The sequence below is a fragment of the Bradyrhizobium sp. 132 genome (assembly GCF_023074185.1).
Lineage (GTDB): Bacteria > Pseudomonadota > Alphaproteobacteria > Rhizobiales > Xanthobacteraceae > Bradyrhizobium.
The window spans coordinates 257,370-283,610 of sequence record NZ_JADPKY010000126.1; the positions used below are offsets into that span (position 1 = coordinate 257,370).

Sequence of the window (26,241 nt, forward strand, 5' to 3'; positions counted from 1 at the left end):
AGCATTCGCCGTCGAGCGCTGGTTTTGATCATGCCCCCCTCTCAAGACCAGCCGCTTCGCATCCTGCACGCCGTGCGCGCTCCAGTCGGCGGCATCTTCCGCCACATCCTCGACGTCGCCAACGGCCAGGTCGACCGCGGCCATCATGTCGGCATCCTCGCCGACAACCTCACCGGCGGCGAGCGCGCCGACAAGGCCCTTGCCGAGCTCGCACCGCGACTGAAGCTCGGCGTGCACCGGATGGCGATCCGCCGCGAACCGTCGCCGGACGATGTCCTGGTCTGGCTTCGCTTGCGGCGCCTGATCGCTACGCTCAAGCCCGACGTCATGCATGGCCACGGCGCCAAGGCCGGTGCTTTCATCCGCATGCGGCGGCGCTCCGACGACACCATCCGCATCTACACCCCGCATGGCGGCTCGCTGCATTATCCCCTCAACACGCTCAAGGGCGAGTTTTACGCGCGGCTCGAGCGCACGCTGATGGGCGCGACCGACCTTTTTCTGTTCGAAAGCGCGTTTGCCCGCGACACCTATCAGCGCATCGTCGGCACGCCGAAGGGCGTGGTGCATTGCGTCTTCAACGGTGTGACGCCGGAAGAATTCGAGCCTGTTATCATCGCCGGCGACGCCACCGACCTCGCTTATGTCGGTGAGTTCAGGCACATCAAGGGCGCCGATCTGCTGGTCGATGCGGTGGCGCGCCTGCACGAGGGCGGCAAGAGGGTCACCCTGACGCTCGGCGGCGATGGCGAGGAGACCGCGGCGTTGAAAGCGCAGGTCGAGAGGCTTGGCCTGACCAGTGCCATCCGCTTCATCGGCCATGTCAAGGCGCGCTACGGCTTTTCCAAGGGGCGGCTGCTGGTCGTTCCCTCGCGTGGCGATTCCATGCCCTATGTCGTGATCGAGGCCGGTGCTGCCGGCATTCCGATGATCGCGTCCAGAATCGGAGGCATCCCCGAGATTTTTGGGGCGGAGAGCCCGGCGCTGTTCGCGCCGAGCGACGCGGAGGCCATGGCGGAGGCGATTGCGGCCGCGCTCGACAATCCGCAAGCGACCGTGCAGCGCGCATCGTCTTTGCGCGAGCGCATCTCCGCGCATTTCTCTCAGCAGGCGATGGTTGATGGCGTGCTCGCGGGATATCGCGACGCATTTACCAAACACTAACCATCCTTAAGGCCCGCTTTAGAGAATCTTCCGATTTGTTCGATACTCGATGTGCCAGGGGATGCTCGCCCGGGGCGCAAGGACGCGTCCCGCGGGTTTTTGGAATGGACGTGGACGCCCGTGGAACCGCTCAACGCACGCTCGATGCTCGATGCCGCGACCAGCGCCGCGGCGAACCCGGCTGACCCGCCCTTTGTGGAGCGCCGCCGCCGACTCTCGCCCGCCGCGCTGGACATCGTCAACCAGAAGGTCGCCCGCGCCTATTCGCCAATCGTAATCACCGGCTTCGTCCGCCTGGCCGATTTCGCGCTGCTGAGCCTCGTCGGCATCGCGCTCTATCTCGGCTATGTCATGCCGCTCGCCGGCTCCTTCAGCTGGGTTTATCCCGCGCAAATCATCGCCGTCGCGATCTCCGCCGTGGTCTGCTTCCAGGCCGCCGACATCTATCAAGTGCAGTTGTTCCGCGGTCAGCTCCGGCAGATGACGCGGATGATCTCCTCCTGGTCGTTCGTCTTCCTGCTGTTCATCGGCATCTCCTTCTTCGCCAAGTTCGGCAGCGAAATATCGCGGCTGTGGCTTGCCGCCTTCTACTTCCTCGGGCTCGCCGCGCTCGTCTGCCAGCGCCTGGTGCTGCGCTCGCTGGTGCGCGCCTGGGCGCGCGAGGGCCGGCTCGACCGCCGCACCATCATTGTCGGCTCCGACCGCAACGGCGAACAATTGGTCGAGGCGCTGAAAGTGCAGGAGGATTCCGACATCCACGTGCTCGGCGTGTTCGACGACCGCAACGACAGCCGCGCGCTCGACACCTGTGCCGGCGCGCGCAAGCTCGGCAAGGTCGACGACATCATCGAGTTCGCCCGCCGCACCCGCGTCGATCTCGTGCTGTTCGCGCTGCCGATCTCCGCCGAAACGCGCATCCTGGAGATGCTGAAGAAGCTCTGGGTGCTGCCGGTGGACATCCGCCTCTCCGCGCACACCAACAAGCTGCGCTTCCGTCCCCGCTCCTACTCCTATATCGGCGAGGTGCCGACACTGGACGTGTTCGAGGCGCCGATCACCGACTGGGACCTGGTGATGAAATGGTTGTTCGACCGCATCGTCGGCAGCCTCGCGCTGCTGGCGGCCCTGCCGGTCATGGGATTGGTGGCGCTGGCGGTGAAGTTCGACAGCCCCGGCCCGGTGCTGTTCCGGCAAAAGCGCTTCGGCTTCAACAACGAGCGCATCGACGTCTACAAGTTCCGCTCGATGTACCATCATCAGGCGGATCCGACGGCCTCGAAGGTCGTGACCAAGAACGATTCGCGCGTCACCCGTGTCGGCCGCTTCATCCGCAAGACCAGCCTCGACGAGCTGCCGCAGCTCTTCAACGTGGTCTTCTCCGGCAATCTATCGTTGGTCGGTCCGCGTCCGCATGCGGTGCAAGGCAAGCTCCAGAGCCGCCTGTTCGACGAAGCCGTCGATGGATATTTCGCCCGCCACCGGGTCAAGCCCGGCATCACCGGCTGGGCTCAGATCAACGGCTGGCGCGGCGAGATCGACAACGAAGAGAAGATCCAGAAGCGCGTCGAGTTCGACCTCTATTACATCGAGAGCTGGTCGGTGCTGTTCGATCTCGTCATTCTGCTGAAGACGCCGATGTCGCTGCTGACTAAGAACGAGAACGCGTATTGAGCTGAGTTTCTCCGTCATGCTCCGCCTTGTCCGCAATTGCGTACTGGGGTGGGGCATCCAGTACGCCGCGGCGCCGCCATAGAGCCTCGCTGTCTCGGAGTACTGGATCGCCCGGTCAAGCCGGACGATGAGAGCGTGTTTTGTGGCGTACCGGTAGCGTGAGCGTGAGCGTGTGATGGCGTATCCGGCGACAGCGGGGGAGATGAATGCAGCGGTTCGCGCGGCGCCCGGCGTGCTGGCCCTTCAGCGTGCGCTGGTGTGGCTGGTCGGCGCCTCCGGCGCGATCGTCTTCATTGAGCCGAGCCCCTACGAGATCGTGACGTTGCTCGCCACCATCACCTTCTTCGCCACCGGTCTGCGCTTGCGGCTCGCGCTGATGCCGCTGGTGCTGATGCTGGTCCTGCTCAATGTCGGCTACACGATCAGCGCGATCCCGTTATTCGAACAGTCCGAGGTGGTGAGCTGGATTGCGACCTCCTGGTACATGGCGGTGACGGTCGTGTTCTTCGCCATGGTCACATCGGAGGACACCACGGCCCGGCTCGACATGCTCCGCCGCGGACTCGTGATCGGCGCGATGGTTGCCTCCCTGTCGGCGGTCGCCGGCTACTTCCACCTGGTCCCCGGCGGAGACGACCTCCTCACACTTTATGGACGCGCCCGCGGCACGTTCAAGGACCCGAACGTGCTCGGCGCCTTCCTGATCCTGCCGGCGCTGTTTTCGCTCCAGAGCGTGGTTTCCGACAAGCTCGGCAAGGCGTTCCGCAACGTCATCGCCTTCGGCATCATGTCGCTGGCGATCCTGCTCGCTTTCTCCCGCGCCGCCTGGGGCGGGCTGGTGCTGACATCCGCCTTCATGCTGGCGCTGATGGTGCTGACCAGCCGCACCAACGCGCAGCGCTCGCGCATCATTGTCATGGCGATCCTGGCCGCGGTCCTGGGCCTGGCGCTGATCGCGGTGTTGATGTCGTTCGATTCCATCGCCGAAATGTTCAAGCAGCGCGCGAGCTTCGACCAGAGCTATGACGAAGGCCGGTTCGGCCGGTTCGGCCGGCACATCCTCGGTGCGGAGATGGCGCTCGACCTGCCGTTCGGCATCGGCCCCCTGCAATTCCACCGCTTCTTCCCCGAGGACACCCACAACTCCTACCTCAACGCCTTCATGTCCGGCGGCTGGCTGTCCGGCATCTGCTATCCCGCGCTGGTCTTCACGACCGTTATCATGGGTATCAGGCACATCTTCGTCCGTGTGCCATGGCAGCGCGCCTATCTCGCCGTCTTCTCCGCCTTCGTCGGCACAGTCGGCGAAAGTTTCGTGATCGACACCGACCACTGGCGGCACTTCTGGATGATGCTGGGCGCGATGTGGGGCATGATCGCGGCCACACAGATCTACAAGACTAGGGCTGGCGACGAAGCTTCCTCAGCTTGAGATCGGGACGCTTCTCCGGCGGCGTGTCTAGCAGGCCCTTCAGCGCCGCGGTCGCCGCGAGCACGCCCTTGTAGCCCTCATTGGCGAAGCGCAGCAGCAAGCGCAATTCCGCGTCGGAATAGCCGCCAAAAACCTTCTCCATCGCCTGCTGCATCGGCACGTAGAACTGGCCGAGCCTTTCTATCGCCTCCGACACGACAGCAATGAAGACCTTGCGGCGATCGGCATCGTCGCGTTCCCGGCGCACCAGCCCCGCCTTTTCGAGCCGGTCGACCACGCCGGTGATGGCGCCCGTCGTCAGGCCCGTGACTTCGGCGAGCCGGCCGGCGGTGACGCGGCCTTCGAGATACAGGATGTCCATGCATTCCAGGTCGGAATTGGCAATTCCGGCAACGTTCGCAACCGTCTGGCCATAGAGCACGCCCTGCGCGGACGATCGGCGCATCGCCTCCTCGAGCTCCTGCAACAGCGCAGCGCGCGCCTTCGTCCTTGACAAGGCCGACCTCATATCTTAGTCGATATATCTCTTAGTCACTAAGAGATTTAGCGACCTTAATTCTCCTAGCACCACGGAAACGTCGGGAGCAAGCCATGTCCAACCGTCCCCGCAAGGCCCTGATCATCGGCGCTGGCATCGCCGGCCCCGTCGCCGCGGTCCTGTTGCGCCGCGCCGGCATCGAGTCCGCGATCTACGAGGCCTGGCCCTATTCGAAAGGCATCGGCGGCGGCCTTCAGATCGCACCGAACGGCATGCAAGTCATGGACGAGATCGGCCTTTCGAACGAGCTGATCAGCCGTGGCTCGATCGCGGAGTCGTTCGACTTCTATTCGCAAGGCGGAGAGAGACTCGGCGCGATCAATCGCGACATGGCGCGGCGCTTCGGCCAGCCGGCGGTCAATGTCTGCCGCGCCACGCTAAACGAGATGCTGATCGACAAGGCCTGGTGTGCCTGTGTGTCGCTGTATTTCGAGAAGCGCCTGATCAAGATCGAGGACCGCGGCGACCAGCCGATCATCGCCTATTTCGCCGACGGCACCACCGCCGAAGGCGACTTCCTGATCGGCGCTGATGGCGTGCACTCGGTTGCGCGGCGCCAGGTCGTGCCGGACGGACCGCAGCCGTTCGACACCGGACTGATCGGCTTCGGCGGCTTCGTTCCGTACGCCGTCCTCGACGGCCGGCCGATCGGCCGGAACGTCGAGACCACGTTCGGGCAGAGTGGCTTCTTCGGCTACGGCTATTGCAGTCCCGATCCGAACGACGGCGTGATGTGGTGGAGCACGCAGCCCGCACATGGCATGGACGCGGCGATGTTCCGCGCGCTCGACCCCGCGACACTGAAGCAGCACCTGCGCGGCTTCCATCGCGGCTGGCATGATCCGATCCCCGCCATCATCGACGCGGCCGAGAACATTGTGGTCACCGACACGCTCGACGTCGCGACTCTGCCGACCTGGTCGCGCAAGCGCTCGCTGCTGATCGGCGACGCCGCGCATGCGACCAGCCCGCATGCCGGCCAGGGCGCCTCGCTCGCGCTGGAGGATGCGATGCGCCTCGCCCGGCTGATGCAGCAAGGCCAGGAGCTCGGCGCCACCTTCCAGGCATTCGAGGCCGAGCGACGCCCGCGCGCGGAAAAGATCGTCGCTCTGGCGCGCCGGAACGGCAACAGCAAGCGCGAATTCAGCGCCACCGGCGCTTGGATCCGCAATCAGATGATGAAGTGGCTGCTGCCGTTGGGTTCGAAGAGCATGGAGTTCATGTACGCGTACGACGCGCGGGCGGTGTAGTTGCGAACGCTGTCATGCCCGCGAAGGCGGGCATCCAGTACGCCGCGACCTCTCGATTCGATCAGTGCCATCTCTGGGATACTGGATCGTCCGGTCAAGCCGGACGATGACACCGCGATTGTGGCAAGTGACCGGCTCTATCTCTCCACGGCGAATGTCAGCCCGGCGTGCTCGACCAGCCGCTTGATCAGCTTGTGCTGCATCGCTGCGCCCGGCGTCCAGAAGCCGGCGGCGACGTCTGTCGCGTCACGCAGCATGCAGATGGCGCATTCGGAGATCATCTTCGAGGTCGAGCCGTAGCCGGGATCGCGGTCGCCGGTGACGCCGGCGCGAACCATGCGGCCATCGGGTGCGATCGCGATATAGAGCAGATCGAAGAGACCGTTTTCGCGCTCTTCCTTCGACGGCCCCTCGCCCGGCTTCGGTGCGTCGGGGCCGGTCTTGCCCGCATTGGCCGCCATCACGAGCTTGGCGTTGGCCTCGCCCTTCTCGCCGGGACCGGTCAGGACCATCTCGTCGTAGACGAACTCCTGGCCGTAGGGGAAGCCCATCAGCATGTTGGAGCGATGGACGTTGCGCGTGTTGATCAGCGCCATCGTGAACGGCGCGGCCCAGGATTGCAGGTCCTCCTCGAGCAGCGACCTGTTGCCCTTCGGCTGCTTCGGGCCGGTGAAACCCGGTGTCAGCGCGAACGGATCGTTCAGGATCGTGATGAGGCTGATGTCTTTGGCAACCGCATCGAAGGTCGCCTTCGCGCTCGCCGCGGTGCCGCCCGAGAGCGTGCCGCGCATATCGCGCACGCGACCTTTCACGCGCGACGCCGGTGCGCCGAACATGCGCTTGGCCTCTTCCTGCACGAAGAACGCACCGAGCTCGAACGGCACGGAATCAAAGCCGCATGAAAATACGATGCGCGCGCCGCTCTCTTTTGCAGCCGCCTCGTACTTGTCGATCATCTGGCGCATCCAGATCGGTTCGCCGCAGAGATCGAAATAATCCGTGCCGGTGGCGACGCAGGCCGCGAGCAGTTCCTCGCCGTAGAGCTGATACGGACCGACCGTCGTGATCACCGACATCGTCCGTTCCGCCATCGCCTTCAGCGAAGCCGCGTCGGACGCATCCGCGACAATCAGCAGCGTGTTCCCGGGCGCGCCGACCGCATCGCGTACCGATTTCAGCTTGCCAAGGCTACGGCCTGCCATCGCCCATTTGAGCGTCTTGTCGCTCTTGTAATGCTGGGTCAGATATTCGGCGACGAGCTGACCAGTGAAACCGGTCGCACCGTAGACGATGATGTCGAATTTCGCAGAGCTCATGGTCGGCCTTTACTTCTTCGCGTAACTCACGCCCATGCCGGCACGGACGTCGCTTTGAATACCGTAGGGCGGGATCGGATAGCGCAGGCCGTTCTTGGCCAGCGCCTTCATGCCCAGAACCGCCTTGGCGAGATGTTCCGGCTTCAGTGCCATCAGCATCTCCTCGTCGGGCACGCCGCCATAGCGCCGTTCGGCATAGCATGGCAAGGACAGGCTGGGCTCACCGCTTTTGAGCGCCCGTCCCCAGGAATCCGCGCAAGCGGTCTCGCCGACCACACCCCATTCGAACTTCTTGTAGCCGGTATATTGCAGACCGTTGATCAGGATGATCATCTGTCCCGGCGTGGCGTAGACGAGGCAGATGTCGGGCGGATCGAGCCGGCCGCTGGCGAGCGGGCTGACCGCGAGCGCCTGGTACCGGCCGAACGGAACGACGTCCAGCGCCTCCTGGCGTTTGCGCGCGTCCTCTGCCGTGCCGTGCCAGACCCCGACATAGTTTTCGCCGGCGAGCCATTTCTCGTCCTGCGGTGCAAGGCCGATCACGGCGCGGCATTGCGCGCCGACGAGATCGTCGCCGGTAATGCCGACGGTCCAGCCGAGCCGCGAGGCCATGCTGACGATCTGGTCTGTGGTGTGAACCGCGTTCGGCCGCCGGATTTTCGGGATCGCCTCCATCTCCGCGGTACGCGCGAACAGCTTCATGCCGATCACCGTGGTCTTCAGCCGCAGCAGGCTGTTGAGATCGGCGACGAGGCCGGCAAGATCGATGCTGTCTGCACTCTGCTGTTGCATGGCGTCCTCCCGGCCGGCGGTCGCGCGCCGGCGCTATTTATTGTTTCTTGAACGGTTCTAGTCCTTCGCCGGTCCCGGGAGCAACTCGCTAGTCCGGCCCATCAGGCGGTAGGCAACGAGCCCGATCCATTCGCGCACCGCCACTTCGGTCCTGGCAAGACCGTCGCCGCCGACATTGGTGAAAGAGAGGAGAGCGTCACGCCCGCCCATTCGCCAGTCCACGGGATAGGCTTCGACGTCAAATCCGGCCTTGCGGAAGATCCCCATCGCGCGTGGCATGTGAAAGGCCGACGTGACCAGGAGCCAGCGTTCGCCCGGCTTTGGCGATACCAATTGCCTCGTGAAGATCGCATTCTCCCAGGTGTTGCGGGAATCGCGATCGAGAATCAGGCGATCCTTCGCGATGCCGAGGCTTTCGAGGATCGGCGCGGAGTAGTCGGCCTCCCTGGAATCGGTTTCGACAAGATTCGCAGTGCCCCCGGTGAAGACGATGCGCGCATTGGGATAGCGGCGCGCGAGCCCGGCCGGCGCAAACAAGCGATCGGCCGCGTGCGAAACGACTGGCGTGCGATGCGCCGCCGACAGATCGGTGTCGATGGAGCCGCCAAGCACGATGATGCCGTCGGGCGCGCCGCGCGCCGGGTCCCATGCCGGAAACCGCGATTCCAATGGATAGAGCAGCAGATTACCGAGCGGCGAGAACGCAGCCAGTGCCAGCAGCACCAGCGTGGTCACGGCGAGCTTGCGGCCGACCGCGGAAAAACGCGTCGCCATCAGCAGCAGCGACAGGATTCCCAGCTCGATCAGAAGATTGATCGGCAGCAGCGCGGTGCCGATGGTCTTGGAAAGAACGAAATACAGGGGAGCCTCGCTGGGATGATCGTGCCATGTGCGGGCTTGACCAGCCCGTCCATCTTCAGAAATCTTCTTGAAAGAGGATCGATCACCCGGTCAAGCCCGGGCTCGATGAAACCGGACGGACAAGCCACATGACCCATCACCACCTGCATTCCAGCCCCGAAACCTGCCATTGGGGCTTCTTCGAAGCTGCGCTCAAGCCCGTCCTTACCATCGCGAGCGGTGACGAGGTGACGGTCGACACCATCAGCGGCGGCCCTGACATGCTGCCCGACCGCAGCAAGTTTCACATCCCGCCCGAGATGTTCGAGGTTCATGCCAAAAACGAGCGCATGCTCCCCGGCCATATCCTCACCGGCCCGATCGCGGTCGAAGGGGCCGAGCCCGGTGACGTGCTCGCGGTCGAAATCCTCGACGTCCAGCTCCGCCAGGATTGGGGCTGGAACATGATCAAGCCGCTGTCCGGCACCCTGCCCGACGATTTCCACGAGACTCGCATCCTGAACATCCCGCTCGACCGGTCGCGGATGGTCGGCCGCATGCCGTGGGGGCTCGACCTGCCGCTCAAGCCGTTCTTCGGCGTGATGGGCGTTTCGCCGCCGCCGGCCTGGGGCCGCATCTCCTCGCTCGTTCCACGCGCCATGGGCGGCAATCTCGACAACAAGGAGCTTGGCGCCGGTGCGACACTCTATCTGCCGGTATTCGTTCCCGGCGCGCTGTTCTCCTGCGGCGACGGCCATGCCGTGCAGGGCGACGGCGAGGTCTGCGTCACCGCTATCGAGACCGCACTCCAGGGCCGCTTCCGCCTGACGCTGCGCAAGGACCTCAGGCTCGATTATCCCCGCGGCGAGACGGCGACGCACTACATGACCATGGCGATGGACCCCGATCTCGACCAGTGCGTGGTGCGGGCGCTGCGCGACATGATCGTGTTGCTCGGCGAGAAGCGAAACCTGTCGCGCGAGGACGCCTATACGCTGTGCAGCCTGGCGGCCGATCTGCGGGTGACCCAGACCGTCAACGGCTGCAAGGGCATCCATTGCATGATCGAAAAGGCGATCGTGCACGGCTGATCCGGCCCGCCCTTTCTGACCCATCGACGCCACACCGCCGCCAGGCCTCTCGCGCGGCGCGCCGCGCCATGCCGAACTTCCCCAGCGATTCCAATGGGCTGACGCATCGGCCGAAGCCGGATTTGACTTCCGCCTCCAAATCTAAATAGACTCTTAATCGTTACTTTTATGTACCCGCGTATGAGGCTAGCGTTTAGGCATGGCCACCGAAAAAGCCGAGACTGACCGCATTCCCGTAACCTTGGCGCTCTCGACCATCACCTATCTGGAGAAGCTGGTGAGACAGGGCACCCACGGCACCAGCGTTCCCGGCGTCGCACGTACCTTGATCGAGGAAGGCATCCGTCTCGCCATCAAGGACGGGCTTTTGTCGATTCGCGACAATGGCAGGACGTGAGCGCGCGCCGGGCGTGAGGCGGACGGATATCGAGAGGCGGATGGCCGACATCTGCAACCTGGGACCGCTACAATGCCTGTTCTCTCACCGACTTCTTCACAGACCTGGACCGACGAACGAATCGAACTTCTGAAGCTGCACTTCGAGGCCGGCCTCTCCTGCCGCGAGATCGCCGCCGACATCGGCGTCAGCCGCAACGCCGTGATCGGCAAGCTGTCCCGCCTGAATCTGACCCGCGGCCGGACTATCGACGACCGCAAGATTCAGAACAGGGGCACCGCGCCGCCGCGCGCGCCGCGGACCGTGCCGCGGCTGCAATACGAGATGCTCGCCACGATCTATGGCGAGACCGGCGCGCCCGTAGTCACCGGCCCGATCGACGATGCCAATCGCTGCTCGCTGCTGGAGCTTGCCGAGAACCGCTGCCGCTGGCCGATCTCCACGCCTGGCGCAGACGATTTCTGCTTCTGCGGTAACTCCGCATCCGACGGCCAGTCCTATTGCGCCGGCCACAGCCGCCTCGCCTACCGGCCAAACTCCCGGGCGCGCGTGATGCGCGGCTGAGCCGTGTCCCAAAAACGAAAAACCTCCGGCAGGGCATTGCCGGAGGTTTCTGGAGGCTTAGCATCACGCCAAGAGCCGCAACTTTCGTAAATCGGCTGCAAGCCATATAGCTTAGTAACTCAGGTAAGTAAATAAATTTGGGGCCGGTCGAATCGCATGGCTCGTCTTCGTCGTCCGCACGGGCCGTCGGATTTTCCGAAAGCCATCTCGTAAAAAGCCCCGGCGGTTTCCCGCCGGGGCTAGTTCAGATCCGAAGACCTTAGCTTACCAGTTGCGCTGGGCGCGCAGCAGCAGGCTGTAGGTGTCCTGGTCCTTCAGTTCGTATGCAGCCGCCGGCTTGGCAACGCTTGCCAGCGTCGGCGCCGTGATCGTTCCCGAGTACTTCTGGTCGAGGTGGCTGTAGACGAAGTCAGCCGAGAAGGTCAGGTTCTTGACCGGCGTCCAGCGGGTGATGACGCCGATCTGGCCAATGTTGAAGTCCGGGTTGCAGGTACCGGTCAGCGAAGCAAACGCAGCGCTTCCGCAGATCAGGCCCTTGGCCGTGCCGCTGTAGTTGACCGCAGCCCACGCACCATAGAGCGCCGAGTTCCAGTACGGGTTCCAATTGTGGGTGTAGGCACCACGGAAGCCGTAGGTCTTGGTCAGCTCGAGGCCGCCGCCGGCACCGAACACCGCATCAGACACGCCGGCGAAGCCGATGCTCTGATACGCGGAGCTCGAGCTGCCGAACATCGAGTAGCTGGTCGCTGCCAGCTCCTGGAAGTTGTAGCGGCTCGCGCCATCGGTATAGACGCCCGAAATGTTGATCTGGTCGCCCGCGCCCGTTGGAATGTTCTTGATCGACAGTGCGAGTTGGACCGCCCAGCCCCATTTGTCCTCGGGGTGACCGGTGGCTTCGGTTGCGCCGTAGTAGCCGACATGGTTGTCGTGTGCGGCAACCGATGCTTGGAACAGGCCCCAGGCCTGATCGACGCGGACCATGCCAACGATGTCGGGCGCAGTGGTGCCACCGAGATCGTTCGCGCCATAAGCTCCGCCGAGAACGCCGGCCGTGGACATCGCGGCTGTGTTCCAGACGTTGGTCTGGAAGGCCAGCGACTGGTCCTGCGCCGAGATCGACGCCGTCACGCCCTGACCGAAATCGGCAGTGTAGGTGAACTGATTGACACCGTTGGTGGTGCCGCTGCCGCCGACGAGCTGGTCGAAGTTGTTGCCGGGATAGTTGATCCAGGGCGCGTCGAACTGCGACACGGACTTACCCATGGTGAAGCCGGCGAACTGGATGAAGGCGTAGTAGACGCCGAGCGAACCGCCCGAGATCGTGCCTGAACTTGCGTTGTTCGGCGCAGACACACCGGTACTTCCGAGTTGCGAGTAAACGGTCGCACCCGGCGTCGTGCCGCTTCCCGTATAAATGTCAGTCGTCCAGGTGAACACCGCATCAAAATAGGTACGAACCACGCCGTACTCGGTCGCGGTACGCGTATCGATGTTGAGGTCCTCGCGAGCGCGAGTCGAGTAGTAGTTCGCCAGACGGTTGTTCGCAGCGGCAACACTGCTATACGCACCGCTGTAGTTGCCTCCAGCATTGAGCGCAACTTCAGCACGCAGGTAGCCGCCGAGCTTGATGCAGGTATCGCTGCCCGGGATATAGTAGAAGCCCGCGCCGTACAGCGTGCAGATCTTCACGTACTCGACCGCCTTGGCCTTGACCGGAAGATCAGCCGCCTGAGCTCCACCGACGGCGATCAGACCCGCCGCAGTGCCGAGCAAAAGGCTCTTCACCATTTTCATTTAAAACCTCCAAGTTGCTCATTTTACGGAGACTGGACCGTGAGGCCCCCCAGATCCCCGTCTCTAAATCCGCTCGGCCGCTTCGCGCTTTCGGACACACCCGCTTTCGACGCGAGGGACGTGAGCGGACCACCTGCAACGGGACGATCGAGTACCCCCACCGTCACGGATCAATATGCATCCGCTGTTCCCTAATCAAAATAGTTTATTTAGTCAGCCTTATGGGTTTCATTAAACCTGTGCCCCGCGCGCAACACCCGGGAGGAACGATTCAGCTGAGCAGATCATGTTTGTAGTTTTAGTGACAAAATCACCCTGCTCTGCACTTGCGTCAGAGCAGGCTTGCGTGGACTATCAGTTGCAGGACACCCGCCGCAAAGAAATCAGATCACGGGAGTGACGCTGTGTCAGCCACGAGGAAAGAAGGGGCGCGCCTCCGCTCCATCGGCAATCTGGATATCATCAAGCGCTTCACCTGGGAGATATCGTCGATCAACATGTACCTGGAGGAGCTGCGTCAGTTCTGGGCGAGAACGCTCGGCATCAGCGGCCCGCAATGGCTGATCCTGATGGCGATCTCCGACCTCGACAAGGACGACGGGATTCCGGTCAACGTCGTCTCCAAGCTCCTCCACGTCGATCCCTCGTTCGTCACCACCCAGTCCAAGCTGCTCGAGAAGAAGGGCCTGTTGCGCCGTCGCCCCTCGCCGACCGACGCAAGGGTGGTCCGGCTGTCCCTGACCGAGAAGACGCAGAAGCACCTGGCGAGCCTCGACGAGCAGTACAAGACGATCAAGGAATTCGTCTTCCAGGAGTTCAACGAGAAAGAACTGACGGCATTCACCACCAAGCTCGCGATGCTGAAAACCCGTCTCGAAAAGGCCTGCGTCCGCCTGACCCTCGACTTCTGACGCAGCGGCCGCTGCTAGATGCGCCCGGCGGCCCCGAGCCGCGATTCGAGCCAGTCGAAGATGTATTCATTGGCAAGGCTAGGATTGTCCGCATGGGCCTGCGCCGCGCCGGTTTCGGTCGCGGTGAACACCTTCAGCATCACATCCGAGCTACCGAGCCGGGACGTCCGTACGATCTGACGCGCCCGATCGGCCTTGAGCCAGCCGTCCTCGCCCAGCGTGATCAGCACCGGACAGTCGGCGCTGGACGCCATCAGCGGAGCATGGGGCACCGGGACGATGCTGACGTCGCTCATGGCGAACCGGCTGGCAAAGAAGGCCCGCTCGTGCAGATCCCACAGTCCGCCGTCGCAGACGGCGGCGGCAAGCCGCGGCTCCTGCAACACCGCGCGCGCCACGAAGGAAGAGCCCCAGCCATCGGCGACGATCGCGACGCGATCGAAATCGACGTCGCTGCACGTCTCCAGATAGTCCATGACGCACGGAATCGAACTCTCGAGATCCCGGCGCCGCAACAGCGCGTCGAGATAATCGTCGCGCTGGTCGCCAAAGAGATCCAGCGCCAGCAACGAGAATCCGCGCTCGCGCGCATGCGGCGCGAGCTTGAACAGGAACTCCTCCTTGCGGTGGCCGGGCTCGCCGATGCAGATCACGGTCGGGGCACGCACTCTTCCCGACGGCGCGGGCAGAAAATAGCCCTGCAACGAATGTCCGTCGAGCCAGGGGATCGTCACGACTTCCCCGGCCGGGTCGCGCGCCGCGAGGGAGCGGCGGGCGCAATCCTGCATCGCGAGCACCGCGACCCAGCGGCGCTCGTCGGCCTGATCGAGCGGCATTGCGGCCGCACTGTAGTAATTCATGGCGCGCAGCCAGTTGCGCTGTGCGGTCGCCCTGTGACCTTCGGCGAACGCGGCCTCGGCGCGATGCCGATTGGCCTGCGCCAGCTTCTTCCACTCGCGATGCCAGGACTGGTCTTCGCCCCGCTTCAGCCGCCGCGCGATCATCAGGCATTCCGCGATCGTGGCGCCGCCCTCCTGGGCCGCGGTGAGGAGCCGCGTGAATTCAGCGGAGATGTCCTCTCGCTCCGGGCAAAGGATCCAGTCGTCGGAGAGACATGCGGGTATCATCGGGAGCTACGCTCTGGTCATCGCCTTACACATCACTGACTAAACTATTTCAGTTCCCTGACCAAGCTGCCGTGCACTGAATGAGAGCCGTTCGAGATCACCATCGCTTGAACGCATGGAATGTGTCGCATGCGTGACATTCCAATTCGTCATAAGTGGCCGAGCACTGGCAAGAGGTGGCACGTAAAATGACCTGCGCGCCTCTTGCCATGATGATCATCATACTTATATCCGCGCGCTCGCCGACGGCCTCAGCAAGCAGCTTCAACCAAGCCGCCAGCCGACTTCCTGCGTAAAGCTTTCGTAGAAGGATCTTTCATAGGCGTGCTCCGGCGCAGCACGAACGCGCTCGTCAAGGCGCTTTGCGTCCTCGCCCACAAGAATGCGCCACTGCTCTGCCTTGACGCCGTCGAGGATAATCTTCGCGGCCTGCGCGGCGGTCGTCGGTGCATCCTCAAGGAAGCTGCGCGCGCGCTCGGCGAACACCGCCTGGATGTCGTCGTCCGACATCTTGTCAGCATCCGGAACGCCGGCCGCGACCATGCGCTTGCGGGTCAGCGCGACCTCGTCGGCGTTGAGCCGCTCCGAGCCGTCGACGCTTTGCACCTTGCGCGAGTTGGACACGATCGAGGTGCCGATATGGCCTGGCATCACCACCGAGCATTTGACGTGCGGCGCGTGCAGGCGGAGGTCGTTGATCAGCGCTTCGGTAAATCCCTTCACGGCGAACTTCGCCGAGCTGTAGGCTGTGTGCGCCTGCCCCATGCCGATCGAGGCCCAGAAGCCGTTGACGCTCGCGGTGTTGACGATGTGGGCCTCGTCCGCCGCGACCAGCATCGGCAGGAAGGTGCGGACGCCCAGATAGACGCCGCCCCAGCAGATGTTGAAGGTGCGCTCCCACTGCTCGCGCGTGTTGGTGAACAGGCTGCCGCCGCCACCGATGCCGGCATTGTTGAACAGGAGATGGATCCGGTCGGTCTTCTGCTGCTCGGCGAGCTCGTCGCGAAATCGCTTCAGATGATCCTCGATCGAGACGTCGGCGACATGGGTCGTGACGCGCAGGCCCTGCGGCAGTTTTTCGACCTCGCACAGCCGCTTGGTCTCGGCCATCGCGGCTTCCGAGACATCGCACATGGCGACATTGCAGCCCTCGGCGACGAGCTGCCGCGCGAGCTCGCGTCCCATTCCCGTGCCGCCGCCGGTGATGACGGCGATCTTTCCTACAAAATCCTTCATGGGACTTTCGGCCCCTCCCCTTGTCGGTATGTTTCTTCATGGCCGCGCCGCGCATCGGGGCGCAGCGCAAAATGTAGCAGCGCCGCATCCGCAGGTAAAAGCGGATCGGCGCTGCCATGGTCGACAGTTATTTCGGGGCGCGGACTATTCGGCCGCTTCGACGCGCGCTCCGTTCAACGCGCCGAGACCGTCCAGCGCCTTGCGGACCGCCGCCTGCTGCGCGGGCGAGGCCTCCGGCATCGGCGCGCGCGGATAAGTCCTGGGCAGCCCCTGGAGCGTCTGCGCATAGCGCGTGCAGGCCGGCAAATTGTCGGCGATCACAGCGTTCCAAAGCGTCAGCAGCTTCTTGTGCAGGTCGAGCGCGCGCGGATGGTCGCCCGCCTTCACCGCATCCCACAGTGCGACCGAGGCATGCGGCGCTGCGGTCAGGATCGCGGCGATCGAACCATGCGCCCCCAGTGTGTAGGACGGATACATCAGCGCATCGACCGCGCTGTAGATCAGCTTGTCCGGCGCCATCATCATTAGGTCCGCGAACAGTTTGAGATCGCCGGCGCTCTGCTTGACGCCGACCACCAGCGGCACCTCCGTCATGATCCGCGTCAAGAGCGCCGGCGACAGATACGACCACGGCACCACGTTGTAGATGATGATGGGCATGCCGGTCTCGTCAGCCATGGCGCGGAAATGCGCTACCATCGCCTCGTCGTCCGGCTTGAACAGATAATGCACCGGCGTGACCTGGAGCGCGGCGACATTCATGTCGCGCACGAGCTTGCCGCGGCGGATCGCATCGCGCGTGGAATCGACGATGATGCCGGCGATCACGGGAATGCGCCCCTTCACCGCCGCAACGGTCGCTTCCATCAGGTCGCGATATTCCTCGTGATCGAGCGTGTGCCCCTCGCCGGTCGAGCCGCCGGCCGCGACGCCATGCGCGCCGGCGCCAATCATCCAGTCGACCTGGGGCGCCACGAGGGAGTAGTCGATCTCGCCATCCTTGCGGAACGGCGTCGTCATCGGCGGAATCACGCCGGTCGGTCGTGCCTTCATGGTCTGTCCTCGCGTTTCCATAACGGTCCCGCTCTTTTGGCGAGGATCCGCACGACCCCAGCCTATCGGCTGTGCAGGCCCTGTGAAGGGCTGCCCGCGCGGCGCTGCCCTCAGCATTCAACATCCCTGCGGTCATCCCTTCCCGGTTCCGCGTATTTGCCCGGCTTCGGTTTGGGGCAATTTTTTACAATCCGAATCGTCAAATGGACTCCGGACGCTGGGTCGGGTCGGCCAGGCCCGCGTGTTGTTTGCGTCACAGGCTCTGGCACTTCGCTTGCATCCTCTTCGTGGTCAGAAACAACCGATGAGGTGACTGGAATGTTCGTGACCGTCGTTGCCGTGCTCTGCCGGCTGAGTGCAGCCAGTTCAGGCAGTTGCATCGAGGAAATCGTGACCGACAGCAACATGACGCCCGAGATGTCGATGATGCAGTGCGCGATCGGCGCACAGGCCCCGTTGGCGAAATGGATGGGCGAGCATCCGATCTATCACGCCAACTGGCGCCTCGATCGCTACAAATGCGTGCCGGGTCACTACGAGATCAAGAGCCACGCCTAAGGTCCCGCAAAACTACTGATACCAAGACGACGGACGAGGAAACGTCCCGGGGGCCGCATGGTCTCTCCGCGCGGGCAGTGCTTAGCGCCAGCCAGCGGCGGCGCACTTTGTGACAACGATCACACCTTCCCTTTTAGGCCACCGCACCCAGATAATCGCACGCGCCTGCCGCCCCTCCGGCGTCGGCATCGGCGCGTAATTGTGCGGCTGGTCACGGAGCAGATGCAGCTCGACCAGCAGGGCCACCGCCTCGCCCGCTCCGCGAGATCGACGCTATCGGGGTAAAGCAGATCGTGCGTGCCCGAGAAGATCGTCATCGGCGCCAGCGCGCGGAAGGCGCCATTGAGCGGGCTGACGAAGGGATGACCGACATCGAGCTCGCCGGCATAGAGCCGTCCCGCTTCGACGATCCCCGGAATATCCTGGATCGGATCGCGCGCCGCGATCGCCACCTGCTCCGGACGGCTGACCGACGCATCGGCCGCGGTTGGCGCGAGGACGCTGACGCCGTCCGCGCTGGCGATCTCAATTTCCATGACAACCGGGGCACCGCCGCGATCCTACTAGAGTCTAGCCGAGACCGGCGCAACGGCGCCGGAGGTCGCCGAGGCGCTAACCTAGACCGTGGATAGGGCCCAGCGGGTGATCGATGCCTATCTGGCATGCCGTGGCGTGTTGGCGGCAAACGCGATTCAGAAGCTCGAAGACGATCGAGACAAACGCGCCTGAGGGCGCGCGCCGCGGAACCGATGCTGAAGGCACTAGGCCGAAGATGACGGCGCTTGCGAACTCATGTCTTGATCAAGTTCTGCGGCACGTGCCTGATCAATCGGAATTATTTCGAGAGCGGCCTCTACCAGCGCTTGCTTTACTTTCCTCGCCTTGGTCCCGCTTACTGAGCCATGATACCAATTCCACGTTGCTGGATCGTGCTCGACCTGCGCTCCGGCAGCTCGAATTTGTCCGATCGTAAGAGACGCGGCACCAACGGGGTTGCGGACAGCTGGATACATCGCGATAGGGGACAACCCGTCCGAGACTAGGATCTCTTCGAGATCGCCGGACAGTTTGCTGTCCGCTTTCGAGGGACTGAAAGCCTTCGATGATATGCGATAGCGTCCGGTCCGTTCGTCGCGAACTACATGATAGGGCGACTGAAGAGTGCGGATAAACCGAAACTCAGGCTGCAACCGGGAATGTGACCAGGTCGGTCTGAGGAGGCACATGAGCTGCATAACGCTGCTGCGCAGCAATCCAGGGCGCCCAACGATAAAAGAGAGCAAGCGCTTCGCCACCTTCACCGTCGAACTCCGCCCCACTCGAATGATCACGAACCCAAATCGAAGCTTCGCCTTGGTCATCAAGGTCAAACTCGAGTTCGCCGCGGTGCGTATGCCATTCGATCTGGAGACTGCCATCACCACCAGGCACTAAACGCGGCGCTGCGACCTCATTGGCCGATGCGCCCTCTAGCGCACTCTTGACGTAGAACAGCGCGCGCGACAGAAGCGCCGAGGAGATCGATACCGAGCCTGGGCCATCCCAACCGGCCGGAAGAAGGGCCAAGTGGTGCGCATTCGCCGCAAGCCGTGCCCTCCAGTCGGAACCGGTAGCGGCAAATATGCCGCCGGGCTGGCCGAACGATGGCTGCGCAGCAACCGAATCGACGGGCTTGATCCAGTGAGCTTTCTCGCTCAGCGTCGGCGCGGACGCCGGAGCACCATTTGCGAGGAAAACACTCGTCAGGGACCCGACTAAAAATTGGTTAAGCGGCATCGGACACAATCGCGCTCTGATACATCTCGCGAATCTTAGCATGCAGATCGTTCATTATATGCTTACTTTCGTGGCCTTCCGCAACCTCTGCCATTCCCGTGAAGTTGAATGCGACTACAGGGATATCCGGCGGGGCGTTTCCTAAAGCGACCATCGCGGTAACGATCCCTGTTAACCTACCCTCCGCAGGCGGGTAGACGCTCTCAGTCCAGGTCGTGTTGAAAACATTCACCGGCCGTCCCGTCGTCTGAACAAATTTAAAGATTTCCGAAATACGCTTCTGCTGCCCATGCTGGTTTAATGGAGACGCGTTGGCATAATTGACTTCCACGAGCCGGTGCTCAGAACGAAGATGAAAACGTTGCGTAGTCCATGCCTCGAATCTCGACAGCAATTGTGACCACCTCTGCAGCATTATCTCGAAGCCTGGGTAATCGGCCAAGTCCCCCAATGGCTCAATCCTGCTCCACCCCATAGCAAACCTGTCAGCCTGCAGCTGAATCGAAGAACGTCCGTCCCCCGTTCGCAGCAACATACGCGGTAGCGTTCCGACAGGATGGATCTCGAATGAAAACTGCGGCGCTCCAGGTGCCGGCATGTTTGACACAGGTAGCGGTTGCAGCTCCTGGATGATCGGGAAATCGGAAAACGCACCAACCCAGTCCGCGAGGTCAAGCACGGTCAACGGCAACGGTGCGCGAAAGTGTGTGGCCAGGATCAATTCCTGAAGCGTTCTAGTAGGCGCTACCGGCGCGTCAACTGACACTGGCATCAAACGAAGTCTCCTAGCCTCACCTGACCAAAGCACCACGCAATTGTCGCGGCAAGGCCGCCCTGTGGACGAACCTAAACCGCAACTACAGATGGGGTCCATTCAGGCTGCCCTTCCGCAACCGAACAGCCCAGGAACACAAATTGCAAACTAAATGCAAACGGGCAGATAGGTTCAAACCAGCCGCTCCGAAACAACATTGTGAATATTTAGGAAAAATGGTCGGAGCCAGAGGATTGAGCCTCCGCCCCCTAGTTCCCAGACCAGCACCAGGCCAGGCCGGGCCGGGCCGCCCCCGAGGCGCACTGCGAATCCCCGCACAGCACCGAAGCCCTGGCGTCTCTTCCCCATCTCGGAAGCTTGGCATGATGACACCATGCTCCTGTTTTGCCCGACACGTCAAACCGCTTCGGAAAAACCTCATCTCGCCAATAGCTTCGCTACTGTGCATGGGGTTGTTTTCGGCATTTCGTTTACCGGCCACGGAAGCAGCCCCGCCACTGATCGCGGCGCATGCGTCACGAGCGGCAGCCGGCTCCACGCCGCCCCTCGATCCACCCGACAGATGATTTGGAAAAAATGGTCGGAGCGAGAGGATTTGAACCTCCGACCCCTAGTCTCCCAGACTAGTGCGCTAACCGGGCTGCGCCACGCTCCGAACGTCGTTCCATTAGCTAGGATCGCCGGTTTGCGCAAGGCGAGGTCACACCATTTTGGTGTCTCTGCCGAAAGGCCCCGGAACTGCCCCCAAGCGGAGGGAATCCGGCGTCAGGCGTCCTTCAGTGCCTGATCCAGCATTTCACGGCAGGCCATGAGCTCAGCGAGCACCCGTCCGAGGCGCTCCCGGTCGATAGCGCTGGGGCCGGGGGGCGCGGCGGGGGCGCCGCCCTTGCGGAAGGTGGTGAGGATTTCCTCGTCGTCGGTCTCCGAGAAGCGGAAGTCGATGCCCTCCTCCTCCTCGCCCTGGTAGTCGTCATCGTCGCTGTCGCGGGCGCCGCGGACGCCGGTCTCCTCCTCGGGCTCCATCAGGCTCGCGCCGACGGCGTCCTCGATGGCGCCGAACGAGACCGCGGCCGCGCCGTCAGCCAGGCCCTGCACCGATTTGACGCCATGCTCCTTGAGGATCCGCTGTACCCCGCGGATGGTGTAGCCCTCCCCGTAGAGCAGACGGCGGATGCCCTTGAGCAGGTCGACGTCGTCGGGACGGTAGTAGCGGCGGCCACCGCTGCGCTTCATCGGCTTGATCTGAGAGAATCGGGTCTCCCAGAACCGCAGCACGTGCTGCGGAATGTCGAGTTCCTGCGCTACTTCGCTGATGGTTCGGAACGCATCCGGCGCCTTGTCCAAATGCCAAATCCTTATCCGAAAGGCGGTTTAGGCCTCGGGTTGTACCTTGCTGCCGTCGCCGTTGGTGCGGTGCTGGGCGTTGATCCGCTGCTTCAGGATCGCCGAGGGCTTGAACACCATGACGCGACGCGGCGAGATCGGCACCTCGGTGCCGGTCTTCGGGTTGCGACCGATGCGCTGGCCCTTCTTGCGGACCATGAAGGAGCCGAACGAGGACAGCTTCACCGTCTCGCCTTTCTCAAGGCAATCGGTGATCTCCTTCAGCACGAGTTCCACGAAGGCGGACGATTCCGTGCGCGACAGTCCCACCTTCTGGTAGACGGCTTCGCACAGATCGACACGCGTTACGGTTTTACTTTGATCGGTCATCGCCCTGCCCCCACATCACGGCGAACAATTGTTGTCTGAAATTATGAGGTTACGATACGCCGGTCAACAGCGCTCATCAATGCAGACGCATCGATAATCGTGCTGATTCGGGCAAAATTTTATCGACTGTTGCTACCAGCGCACCAGCGCGGAGCCCCAGGTGAAGCCGCCGCCCATGGCTTCCAGCAGAACCAGGTCGCCGCGCTTGATGCGGCCGTCCTTGCGCGCCACCGCCAGCGCCAGCGGGATCGAGGCCGCCGAAGTGTTGCCGTGACGGTCCACCGTCAGCACCACCTTCTCCGGCGCGATATGGAGCTTGTGGGCGGAGGCGTCGATGATTCGCTTGTTGGCCTGGTGGGGCACGAACCAGTCGATGCTGTCGGCATTGAGCCCGGTCGCCTCGAAGGCGTCGACGATCACGTCGGTGATCATGCCGACCGCATGCTTGAAGACCTCGCGGCCCTCCATGCGCAGATGACCGACGGTCTGGGTCGAGGACGGCCCGCCGTCGACGAACAGCTTCGCCTTGTGGCGGCCGTCGGAGCGCAGATGCGTGGTCACGATCCCGCGGTCGGTTGCGGCATTGCCCGGTTGCTCCTGCGCCTCCAGCACCACTGCGCCAGCGCCGTCGCCGAACAGCACGCAGGTGCCGCGGTCGTTCCAGTCGAGGATGCGCGAGAACGTTTCCGCACCAATCACCAGCGCGCGCTTGAAGGCGCCGTTGCGCAGGAAATTGTCGGCGGTGGCGAGCGCGAACACGAAGCCCGAGCACACCGCCTGAAGGTCGAAGGCCGCGCCATGGTTGATGCCGAGCCCGTGCTGGACGGCGACCGCGCTCGCAGGGAACGTGTTGTCGGGCGTCGAGGTCGCGAGCACGATCAGCTCGATCGACTGCGCGTCCACGCCGGCGTCGGCGAGCGCAGCCTGCGCCGCCTTGAGCGCCAGATGCGAGGTGAACTCGCCCTCGGCAGCGATACGCCGCTCGCGAATGCCCGTGCGCTGCACGATCCACTCGTCGGACGTGTCGATGCGCGCCGCCAATTCGGCGTTGGTCACCACCTGCTCCGGCAAATAAGAGCCGCAGCCCAGCACGACCGAACGAATTTGAGTCACGAAACATCCTCCGGCGCGGTGGGCACGAAATTGAGTGCACCACCCTCGCGGTTGAGCATCTGATTGATCTTGTTGAGAAGATCGAATTTCACCATCTCATAGCCAACATCGATCGCATAGGCAAAGCCTTCGGCGCTGATTCCGCCATGGCTCTTGACCACGATCCCGTTCAATCCCAAGAGCACGCCGCCGTTGGACTTGTTCGGATCCATCTTGTTGCGCAGCGCCTGGAAGGCGCCGCGCGCCAGGAGATAGCCGAACTTGGACATCCAGCCCCGCATCATCTCGTTGCGGAGCAATTCCGCCATCTGCCGCGCGGTTCCCTCGGCGGCCTTCAGCGCGATATTGCCGCTATAGCCTTCTGTGACGATGACGTCGGCCACGCCCTGGCCGATGCCGCCGCCCTCGACGAAGCCGAGATAGTCGAGCTCCGGCAGGTTCCTGGCACGCAGGATTTCGCCGGCCTCGCGAATCTCCTCGTGCCCCTTGATCTCCTCGACCCCGATATTGAGCAAGCCGACCGTGGGACGGCTCTTGTTGAACAACACGCTCGCCATTGCCGCGCCCATGATGGCGAGCGACACCAGATGGTGCGCATCGCCGCCGATGCTGGCGCCGAGGTCGAGGACGACGGAATCGCCGCGCTTGGTCGGCCACATACCGGCGATCGCCGGACGGTCGATGCCGGGCAGCGTGCGCAGGTGGAAACGCGACATCGCCATCAGCGCGCCGGTATTCCCGGCAGAGACCGTAACATCCGCCTCGCCCTTTTTCACCGCATCGATGGCAAGCCACATGGAGGAGGTCTTGCGGCCGCGCCGCAGCGCCTGGCTCGGCTTTTCCTCCCCGCTGACCGCGACGTCGGTGTGGATGATCTTCGAGGCGGCCTTCAGCGCGGGGTGGCGGTCGAGCTCGGGCTCGATCTTGGCGCGGTCCCCGACCAGCAGGAATTCGATCTCGCGATGGCTCTGGAGCGAGATGGCGGCTCCTGGAATGACCACGGCGGCGCCGGCGTCGCCCCCCATGGCGTCAAGCGCGATGCGAACCTTGCTTGGCATAAAAGTCCTGGAAACCTGGTCTGGTGCGGTCTTGAACGAGCGGGGCCGCAAAGTGGGTTCGCCATCCATGTACATGGCGGTCGGCCAAGCGCCACGCGCACCCGGACCGGGCCGCGACAATAGCGTTTTGTTATCCCGAAACAACCTCTTGCCCCCAGCCTTTTGCATCCGGGACGATCCGGCTGCGGACGGACGATTTCACAGGTAGTATATAGAAATCAGATAGATAACTTGACCTTTCAAAGCGCCGCCGCAAACACCTCACGCCCCCTGGCAAAGCGGTCTTCTGGGGAAGACGGCACCTATTTGTCTTTCTTCTTGTCCTGAAGCGCCTTCAGTACCGCAAAGGGATGGTCCTCCGGATCGGGGGCGGTGGCCTCCACCTCGAACACGACCCCCGGCTTCCGCGGATAGGGATCGACCGCCAGGAACAGCGCATCGGTGGCAAGCCTCCCGAGGTCAATGATGCCATTGACGATCGCCTCCGGCGGATCGGCGACATGCTCCTTATCGTTCTGCCCCTCCTCCATCAGATCGGCCAGCCGGCGCACCTCGGCCTCCGGGGCGAATATAAGGTCCACCTCTTCCCTGATCTCGCTCTCGATCGGGTCGAGCGTGACCACACAGATCTGGCCGATCCGGGCGTGAACGTGCCCCGTGACCTGGATCCGGTTGCCGCTTTTCGGCACGACATCGAAGGCGGCCTGGACAGAGAGGACCTCCCGCAAGCCTGCCGTCTCGGCCATGGCCTGCCGCTCGGCGGCCGAGGCCTCGAGCTTGCGATGCAGCCCGGTGTCGGGGATCTGTGCAACGACGACGGGCACCCGCCAGGGATCGGACCCGGATCCTGTAATCGGTCGGCTCATGGCGTGACATCCTCAGGAAGCGCTGGAGGAAACTTGAAGGACGCACCCAGCAGTGCGGCCTCGCCGGTCCGGCCCAGATCGGCCTCGGTAGCCCTGGCATAGTCCGCCAGCCGCTGCGCCTGATCCATGCCGGCTCCATTCAAGATATTCTTGCAGATCGCCGATGCCAGCGTCGCGGCGCCGCCTTCCATGGCCTGGTCGTAGGCCTGGACCCGGCCGTAAAAGGCCTCGCCGAAGGCGCGCATCCGCTTCGGCACGGTCTGGTCGCCTATCCCCATCTCGCGCAGATTGTCGTCCATGTCCTCGCAGAAGCGATCGAACAGCGCCTGCGACAGCTCGGTGGCGCCTTGTTGGGAAGCGCTCTGGACCGTGCGCAGGCGGCGCAGCAGCAGCCAGAGATGCAGCAGCAACAGGTCGAAACGCCCGTTAACCGTATCCGGCACGCCCAAGTCTCGGTAAAATATGGGTTCTCGCGCCTGCGTCACGATCATGCCATAGATGGCTTCAATGGTGCCCGGCGAGGCTAGCCGGGGTTTCCTGAAGTGATTGAACGGCCAAAACATTGTGGTTTCCGCAAGCGGGCGCGCGCGTGTTGCATTCAGAGTCTCCGCCCGGTACTTCAGCGCCTCGCGCGACGCAAGGGGACGGAATCAGTTCCGCTATGACGATAACGAACCAGACCAGCCGGCGCGCGGACAAGCGGCGCGGCGTTCAAGCACGTTGGCGCGGCTTGCGCCTGTTCGCGGCCACGGCCCTGGTTGGCGTTGCGCTTGCCGGCTGCACCGGCGAGCAGTTCCAGAAGGGTTACATCCTGCCGCCCAACGCGCTGGAGCAAATTCCGATCGGCGCGAGCCAGGATCAGGTGCTGATCGTGATGGGCACCCCTTCCACGGTCGCAACCCTCGACGGCGAGGTGTTCTATTATATCTCGCAGCGCTCGGAGCGCATGGTCGCCTTCATGAACCAGAAGGTGGTCGACCAGCGCGTCATCGCCGTCTATTTCGACAAGTCGCGACGCGTGCGTCGGCTTGCGAATTACGGTCTCCAGGACGGCAAGATCTTCGACTTCGTCAGCCGCACCACGGCGACGTCGGGCCAGGAGATGAGCTACCTCACGCCGATCTTCAAGCTGCTGAGCTTTAACTGAGCCTTCAGCCTGCGGCGTCGTGCCGCTGCGTGCGACTTGCCGTTGCGCGTCCTGTTCCA

Annotated in this window: 27 protein-coding genes and 1 tRNA gene; 10 read left to right on the top strand and 18 right to left on the bottom strand. The window is 63.3% G+C overall.

The window, feature by feature from the left end; all coding sequences use genetic code 11:
* Positions 1-30 precede the first annotated feature (30 nt).
* The 3 genes from IVA74_RS26860 (at position 31) to IVA74_RS26870 (ending at position 4,267) form a co-directional block, all read left to right on the top strand.
* Positions 31-1,164, top strand: coding sequence for a glycosyltransferase family 4 protein (locus tag IVA74_RS26860; RefSeq protein WP_247349388.1), 1,134 nt, complete (start codon positions 31-33; stop codon positions 1,162-1,164).
* A 120-nt stretch (positions 1,165-1,284) separates the two neighbouring features.
* Positions 1,285-2,835 carry an undecaprenyl-phosphate glucose phosphotransferase gene (locus IVA74_RS26865; protein ID WP_247349390.1) on the top strand — a complete coding sequence of 517 codons (1,551 nt, stop codon included), beginning with the start codon at positions 1,285-1,287 and terminating at the stop codon, positions 2,833-2,835.
* Positions 2,836-3,010: 175 nt separating this feature from the next.
* Positions 3,011-4,267 carry an O-antigen ligase family protein gene (locus IVA74_RS26870; protein WP_247349392.1) on the top strand — a complete coding sequence of 419 codons (1,257 nt, stop codon included), beginning with the start codon at positions 3,011-3,013 and terminating at the stop codon, positions 4,265-4,267.
* Here the strand turns inward: IVA74_RS26870 and IVA74_RS26875 are convergent.
* The gene (locus tag IVA74_RS26875) at positions 4,236-4,712 is read right to left on the bottom strand and encodes a MarR family transcriptional regulator (RefSeq protein ID WP_247349489.1); all 477 of its coding nucleotides are present in this window, start codon (positions 4,710-4,712) and stop codon (positions 4,236-4,238) included. The two genes, IVA74_RS26870 and IVA74_RS26875, sit on opposite strands and share 32 nt — an antisense overlap.
* Positions 4,713-4,858: 146 nt before the next feature.
* On the opposite strand from IVA74_RS26875, the gene IVA74_RS26880 reads away from it, so the two are divergent.
* Positions 4,859-6,055: an FAD-dependent monooxygenase gene (locus IVA74_RS26880; protein WP_247349394.1), complete on the top strand. Its 1,197-nt coding sequence runs from the start codon at positions 4,859-4,861 to the stop codon at positions 6,053-6,055.
* Positions 6,056-6,192: 137 nt separating this feature from the next.
* Here IVA74_RS26880 and IVA74_RS26885 read toward each other — a convergent pair whose 3' ends face one another.
* The 3 genes from IVA74_RS26885 to IVA74_RS26895 are packed head-to-tail and all read right to left on the bottom strand — an operon-like array spanning position 6,193 to position 8,988.
* Positions 6,193-7,371 (bottom strand): saccharopine dehydrogenase NADP-binding domain-containing protein, encoded by a 1,179-nt coding sequence (locus IVA74_RS26885; protein ID WP_247349395.1) that lies wholly within the window; start codon positions 7,369-7,371, stop codon positions 6,193-6,195.
* A gap of 9 nt (positions 7,372-7,380) precedes the next feature.
* Entirely contained in the window at positions 7,381-8,163 is a 783-nt protein-coding gene (locus tag IVA74_RS26890; RefSeq protein WP_247349396.1) for a DUF169 domain-containing protein, read from the bottom strand.
* 57 nt (positions 8,164-8,220) lie between these two features.
* Positions 8,221-8,988 carry a YdcF family protein gene (locus IVA74_RS26895; protein ID WP_247349492.1) on the bottom strand — a complete coding sequence of 256 codons (768 nt, stop codon included), beginning with the start codon at positions 8,986-8,988 and terminating at the stop codon, positions 8,221-8,223.
* A 164-nt stretch (positions 8,989-9,152) separates the two neighbouring features.
* On the opposite strand from IVA74_RS26895, the gene IVA74_RS26900 reads away from it, so the two are divergent.
* The 3 genes from IVA74_RS26900 to IVA74_RS26910 all read left to right on the top strand — a co-directional run bounded on the left by IVA74_RS26900 (position 9,153) and on the right by IVA74_RS26910 (position 11,055).
* Entirely contained in the window at positions 9,153-10,094 is a 942-nt protein-coding gene (locus IVA74_RS26900; protein ID WP_247349397.1) for an acetamidase/formamidase family protein, read from the top strand.
* Between the two features lie 199 nt (positions 10,095-10,293).
* On the top strand, positions 10,294-10,491 hold the full coding sequence (locus tag IVA74_RS26905) for a hypothetical protein (RefSeq protein ID WP_007603456.1): 198 nt from the start codon (positions 10,294-10,296) through the stop codon (positions 10,489-10,491).
* Positions 10,492-10,563: 72 nt separating this feature from the next.
* Complete coding sequence (locus IVA74_RS26910; protein WP_247349398.1) at positions 10,564-11,055, top strand: GcrA family cell cycle regulator; 492 nt, start codon at positions 10,564-10,566, stop codon at positions 11,053-11,055.
* A gap of 264 nt (positions 11,056-11,319) precedes the next feature.
* Here the strand turns inward: IVA74_RS26910 and IVA74_RS26915 are convergent, their stop codons facing one another.
* Positions 11,320-12,849 carry a porin gene (locus IVA74_RS26915; RefSeq protein WP_247349399.1) on the bottom strand — a complete coding sequence of 510 codons (1,530 nt, stop codon included), beginning with the start codon at positions 12,847-12,849 and terminating at the stop codon, positions 11,320-11,322.
* A gap of 404 nt (positions 12,850-13,253) precedes the next feature.
* On the opposite strand from IVA74_RS26915, the gene IVA74_RS26920 reads away from it, so the two are divergent.
* The gene (locus IVA74_RS26920; protein ID WP_247349400.1) at positions 13,254-13,760 is read left to right on the top strand and encodes a MarR family transcriptional regulator; all 507 of its coding nucleotides are present in this window, start codon (positions 13,254-13,256) and stop codon (positions 13,758-13,760) included.
* 14 nt (positions 13,761-13,774) lie between these two features.
* Here the strand turns inward: IVA74_RS26920 and IVA74_RS26925 are convergent, their stop codons facing one another.
* The 3 genes from IVA74_RS26925 to IVA74_RS26935 all read right to left on the bottom strand — a co-directional run bounded on the left by IVA74_RS26925 (position 13,775) and on the right by IVA74_RS26935 (position 17,176).
* Entirely contained in the window at positions 13,775-14,887 is a 1,113-nt protein-coding gene (locus tag IVA74_RS26925; protein WP_247349401.1) for an alpha/beta hydrolase, read from the bottom strand.
* 264 nt (positions 14,888-15,151) lie between these two features.
* Positions 15,152-16,123: an SDR family NAD(P)-dependent oxidoreductase gene (locus IVA74_RS26930; RefSeq protein ID WP_247349402.1), complete on the bottom strand. Its 972-nt coding sequence runs from the start codon at positions 16,121-16,123 to the stop codon at positions 15,152-15,154.
* A gap of 144 nt (positions 16,124-16,267) precedes the next feature.
* Positions 16,268-17,176 (bottom strand): dihydrodipicolinate synthase family protein, encoded by a 909-nt coding sequence (locus tag IVA74_RS26935; protein WP_247349403.1) that lies wholly within the window; start codon positions 17,174-17,176, stop codon positions 16,268-16,270.
* 318 nt (positions 17,177-17,494) lie between these two features.
* On the opposite strand from IVA74_RS26935, the gene IVA74_RS26940 reads away from it, so the two are divergent.
* The gene (locus tag IVA74_RS26940) at positions 17,495-17,734 is read left to right on the top strand and encodes a hypothetical protein (RefSeq protein ID WP_247349404.1); all 240 of its coding nucleotides are present in this window, start codon (positions 17,495-17,497) and stop codon (positions 17,732-17,734) included.
* A 119-nt stretch (positions 17,735-17,853) separates the two neighbouring features.
* Here the strand turns inward: IVA74_RS26940 and IVA74_RS26945 are convergent, their stop codons facing one another.
* The 10 genes from IVA74_RS26945 to IVA74_RS26990 form a co-directional block, all read right to left on the bottom strand.
* Positions 17,854-18,270: an alpha/beta hydrolase fold domain-containing protein gene (locus IVA74_RS26945; protein ID WP_247349406.1), complete on the bottom strand. Its 417-nt coding sequence runs from the start codon at positions 18,268-18,270 to the stop codon at positions 17,854-17,856.
* Positions 18,271-18,913: 643 nt separating this feature from the next.
* On the bottom strand, positions 18,914-19,510 hold the full coding sequence (locus IVA74_RS26950) for a hypothetical protein (protein ID WP_247349407.1): 597 nt from the start codon (positions 19,508-19,510) through the stop codon (positions 18,914-18,916).
* On the bottom strand, positions 19,500-20,282 hold the full coding sequence (locus IVA74_RS26955) for a TIGR04255 family protein (protein WP_247349409.1): 783 nt from the start codon (positions 20,280-20,282) through the stop codon (positions 19,500-19,502). Before IVA74_RS26955 ends, IVA74_RS26950 begins: the two co-directional genes overlap by 11 nt.
* A gap of 580 nt (positions 20,283-20,862) precedes the next feature.
* Positions 20,863-20,940, bottom strand: a tRNA-Pro gene (locus IVA74_RS26960).
* A 110-nt stretch (positions 20,941-21,050) separates the two neighbouring features.
* Entirely contained in the window at positions 21,051-21,629 is a 579-nt protein-coding gene (locus IVA74_RS26965) for a MerR family transcriptional regulator (RefSeq protein WP_247349410.1), read from the bottom strand.
* Positions 21,630-21,656: 27 nt separating this feature from the next.
* On the bottom strand, positions 21,657-21,998 hold the full coding sequence (locus tag IVA74_RS26970; protein WP_026311906.1) for an integration host factor subunit alpha: 342 nt from the start codon (positions 21,996-21,998) through the stop codon (positions 21,657-21,659).
* 132 nt (positions 21,999-22,130) lie between these two features.
* Positions 22,131-23,111, bottom strand: coding sequence for a beta-ketoacyl-ACP synthase III (locus tag IVA74_RS26975; RefSeq protein ID WP_247349411.1), 981 nt, complete (start codon positions 23,109-23,111; stop codon positions 22,131-22,133).
* Positions 23,108-24,169 carry a phosphate acyltransferase PlsX gene (gene plsX / locus IVA74_RS26980; protein WP_247349412.1) on the bottom strand — a complete coding sequence of 354 codons (1,062 nt, stop codon included), beginning with the start codon at positions 24,167-24,169 and terminating at the stop codon, positions 23,108-23,110. Before plsX ends, IVA74_RS26975 begins: the two co-directional genes overlap by 4 nt.
* 302 nt (positions 24,170-24,471) lie before the next feature.
* Entirely contained in the window at positions 24,472-25,035 is a 564-nt protein-coding gene (locus IVA74_RS26985) for a DUF177 domain-containing protein (protein ID WP_247349413.1), read from the bottom strand.
* Positions 25,032-25,598: a ubiquinol-cytochrome C chaperone family protein gene (locus tag IVA74_RS26990; protein WP_247349414.1), complete on the bottom strand. Its 567-nt coding sequence runs from the start codon at positions 25,596-25,598 to the stop codon at positions 25,032-25,034. The genes IVA74_RS26985 and IVA74_RS26990 overlap by 4 nt, the downstream gene beginning before the upstream one ends.
* Before the next feature lie 98 nt (positions 25,599-25,696).
* Between IVA74_RS26990 and IVA74_RS26995 the strand changes: the two genes are divergently transcribed.
* Positions 25,697-26,182 carry an outer membrane protein assembly factor BamE gene (locus IVA74_RS26995; RefSeq protein WP_247349415.1) on the top strand — a complete coding sequence of 162 codons (486 nt, stop codon included), beginning with the start codon at positions 25,697-25,699 and terminating at the stop codon, positions 26,180-26,182.
* Positions 26,183-26,241 lie beyond the last annotated feature (59 nt).